Source organism: Microbacterium sp. HMWF026 (assembly GCF_003061325.1).
In the GTDB taxonomy this organism is placed as follows: Bacteria; Actinomycetota; Actinomycetes; order Actinomycetales; family Microbacteriaceae; genus Microbacterium; species Microbacterium testaceum_E.
Genome location: NZ_QAJB01000242.1, coordinates 1 through 3,285 on the forward strand (window position 1 = coordinate 1; position 3,285 = coordinate 3,285).

At 73.4% G+C, this 3,285-nt stretch carries 4 protein-coding genes and 1 pseudogene; all 5 read left to right on the top strand.

The features are described 5' to 3' along the window. Window positions 1–631 (top strand): annotated as a pseudogene (locus tag DBR36_RS09625) (ABC transporter); the annotation flags it as partial. Between the two features lie 10 nt (window positions 632–641). Then, window positions 642–1,124: a hypothetical protein gene (locus DBR36_RS09630; protein WP_108318883.1), complete on the top strand. Its 483-nt coding sequence runs from the start codon at window positions 642–644 to the stop codon at window positions 1,122–1,124. A gap of 71 nt (window positions 1,125–1,195) precedes the next feature. Continuing rightward, window positions 1,196–1,858 carry a spermidine/putrescine ABC transporter substrate-binding protein gene (locus DBR36_RS09635; RefSeq protein ID WP_108318885.1) on the top strand — a complete coding sequence of 221 codons (663 nt, stop codon included), beginning with the start codon at window positions 1,196–1,198 and terminating at the stop codon, window positions 1,856–1,858. A gap of 103 nt (window positions 1,859–1,961) precedes the next feature. Next, the gene (locus tag DBR36_RS09640; protein ID WP_108318887.1) at window positions 1,962–3,098 is read left to right on the top strand and encodes a serine/threonine-protein kinase; all 1,137 of its coding nucleotides are present in this window, start codon (window positions 1,962–1,964) and stop codon (window positions 3,096–3,098) included. After that, window positions 3,095–3,285 (top strand): hypothetical protein (locus DBR36_RS09645; protein ID WP_146185306.1); only part of this gene is annotated, 191 nt, incomplete at its 3' end. The genes DBR36_RS09640 and DBR36_RS09645, both read left to right, overlap by 4 nt.

A 3,285-nucleotide genomic window follows, 5' to 3' on the forward strand; every position in this document is an offset into this window, starting at 1 on the left:
GGCGGGAGCCGCTGCGGCGGCCACCGCCGCCCACGACGAGCCGACGCGCGCGTACGGCGGCGCCCAGCCGATCTTCGTGCAGGCCCCCGAAGCGCCGCGCCCGCGCGGCAACCGCGGAGCGGCCGGGGCGATCGGTCTTCTCGCCGCCCTGGCTTTCGCCGTGCTCTACCTGGCGGCCTCGCTGGGTCTGGGCCTGCTGACGGGACGGGTGCAGGTCGCCGATCTGGGCCAGGAGGCCCTGTCCGCGCTGACCACCTGGGGCCTGTGGGTGCCCACGGTGGCGTTCTACCTCGGTTTCTGGTTCCTGGGCGCCCTCATCAACCGCGGACGCTGGGGCCACTGGGTCGTCTGGGGCCTCGTCGTCGGCGTCGTCGCGTGGGCGGGACACCTGCTCGGCGTGCTCCTGGCCGCGCCGTTCTGGATGATCACGGCCCGCCAGTCGCTCGAGCTGCTGCAGAACAACGTGCTCGCCCCGTTCGCGATCGTCGCCTTCGTGCTCGGACGCGAGCTCACCATCTGGTTCGGTGCGTGGGTCTCGGCCCGAGGCCGCCGCGTGACCGAGATCAACGCCGAGGCGCAGCGCGAGTACGAGCGCACCCTCGAGGCGGGGCCTCAGCTCGCCCAGCGCTGAGACCGGCGCCATGACCGACGATCCGCGACCGACGGGGGTGACCCCGCCGGTCGCGGTCGTTTTCGCGGCCATCACGTTCATCGCGCTCTCGATCGGTGCGCTGGGCGTCACGAGCCTGGTGCTCGACGCCGACGTGATCCCCGTCCGCGGGCTGGGCGCCGTGCCCGGCGTCCTCGGCCAGCTCGGTGCCCTCGGCGCGTTCGCGGGCGTGCTGTGGTGGGGATTGCGGGCTGATCCGCCGGGCTACCTCACGGCCGTGCCGTGTGCGATCGGGGCCTACGTGGGCGAGGTCGTCGGCATCGTCGTCGGGGCCCTCGTCAGCGGAGCCGACCTGGCCCGCGGGGTGGCCGCGGCGGGCAGTGTCGCCCTCGGCTTCGCCGGTCCGGTCGTCGCGCTGGCCGGTTTGGCCGCCGGTCTTATCGGGGTCTTCCTCGTGCGCTCGCGCTCGCGCGGTCCGCGCTGGCGCTGGGAGGACGACGACGACGAGCCGTGAACGCGGCCCGCGACGTGCCGATGCGTGCCGGCATCCCCGTCTTCCCGGGCGTGTCGGGCTAGCGTAGAGGGGTGGAGCGGTCGCTCGAGAGCCAGGTCGGTCAGGCGGTGGACGCCTGGCTGCGGTGGTTGCCGCGCTGGGAACCCGCCCACCACCGCGGCCGCGTCGCCCCGTGCCGCCGATGCTTCGGCTCGCCCGTGCTCTCGGCCGCGGGGCTCGGCGCCGACGTCCCCCACGGGGTGCAGCACGGCCTGTCGACCCGGGTGAAGGGCATCGTCGACCATGCCGTGGCCGACTACACGGCCCGGAACCTGCCCACCCTGCAGGCGGAGCTCGACCAGCAGGCCGAGCGCAACCGCCGCCGCTCCTACCGCCCGTCCGAGGGGCTCGAGCCGGAGTTCGAGGGGATGCCTCTCGACCCCGACCCCGAGCCCGGAGCGCCCTTCCTGTTCACCCTCTCGGGCCTCGCGGCCGAGGAGGACGCGGCGATCCCCGCTCTTCCCCCTCTGAGTGATGCCGCGAAGGCCGCCCTGCGGCAAGAGGTGGGCCTCGCCGACGACTACGCCAATATGATCGGCCGCGAGATCTGCACCGTTCTGCTGCACCACCGGCTGCGCATCCAGGCGGCGGTCGCCGAGTACGTGGAGCCGCAGATCGCCGCTCTGCTCGACGACCTCACCCGTTCCCTCGACGCGCCCTTCGATCCGCGCGAGGCGGAGCCGCCGGCATCCTGAACCGCGGGTCCACAGGCGGGCGGTGGCGTCAGGGGCTTTTGTTAGCATCGGGGGGTTGTCCGCACGTCGTGTCGCGGACGCGTCGTCCGAGGGAGGGGGCTCGATGCCGCAGCGGCTTCCGTCGTCGCCGCCCATCCTGCCCGGGTTGGCGTACATCCGGCCCCTCGGGTCGGGCGGTTTCGCCGACGTCTTCCTCTACGGGCAGGACATGCCGCGCCGCGACGTCGCGGTCAAGGTGCTCCCGAGCGACGTGCGCGACCCCGACCTGCTGCGCATGTTCAACGCCGAGGCCGACGTGCTCGCGCACCTGTCCGCCCACCCCTCGATCGTCACGGTCTATCAGGCGGGGATCTCGGCCGACGGCAGGCCGTACATCGTGATGGAGTTCTGCCCCGGGTCGCTCGCCCAGCGGTATCGCGTGGAACGCATCCCCGTGGCCGAGGTGCTCTCGATCGGCGTGCGCATGGCGGGAGCGCTCGAGTCCGCTCACCACGCCGGGTTGATCCACCGCGACGTCAAACCCAGCAACATCCTCGTGACCACCTTCGGGGCGCCCGTGCTCGCCGACTTCGGCATCTCGTCATCGCTCGTGCGCCAGGGCGCCGACGAGATGCTCGCGATGTCGGTGCCGTGGAGCGCGCCCGAGGTGGTGGCCGAGCAGACCGCCGGCACCGTCGCCAGCGAGGTGTGGAGCCTGGGTGCCACCGTGTACTCGCTGCTGGCGGGGCAGAGTCCCTTCGAGCGTCGCGAGAAGGGGCAGAACTCGCGCGAGCAGTTGCGACGACGCATCGCCCGGGCCTCGTACACCGACATCTCCCGCGCCGACGTCCCTCCCGCTCTGCAGAGCGTGCTGGCGACGGCGATGTCACGCGATCCCGCCCAGCGCTACGCCAGCGCCCGAGCGTTCGGCGAGGCCCTGCAGGCGGTGCAGACAGAGACCGGTCTCGCGGCCACCCCGCTCGAGGTCCCCGCGGCCGAATGGGCCCCCTCCGCGCGCGCCGTCGACTTCGCCGACGGGACCCTGCGCGGTCCCGCCCGCTCGCGCATCGAGCGCGACGGCGCCCGCAAGCTGCGCAACCCCTCCGGTATGGCCGGGTACGCCCGCGACGAAGACACCGACATCGCGGCCCCGGTGGCCGGTGGATCGCGCGTCCTGCCCTGGGTGCTCGCCTCGGCGACGGTCGTCACAGCGGGCGCGGTGGTCGTGGCCGCCCTCTTCGCGACGGGGGTGCTGCGATGAAGCGCCGCACCGTCGCGGGTCTCGCGGCGAGCCTCGTGACCGCGGCCCTCGTCGTCACCGCGAGCGTCGTCTGGCCCGGGCTCGATGCGCAGCAGACGCCCGAGGTCGACACCTCGGTCTGGGCGCTGCAGACCGGTGACGGCCAACGCTACGCCCGGGTCAACACCACCGTGGGCGAGCTCGACAC

Bases quoted from the DNA above. Each gene is read 5' to 3' on its own strand.
- DBR36_RS09630 (WP_108318883.1), top strand. From the start codon at position 642: ATGACCGACGATCCGCGACCGACGGGGGTGACCCCGCCGGTCGCGGTC.
- DBR36_RS09640 (WP_108318887.1), top strand. From the start codon at position 1,962: ATGCCGCAGCGGCTTCCGTCGTCGCCGCCCATCCTGCCCGGGTTGGCG.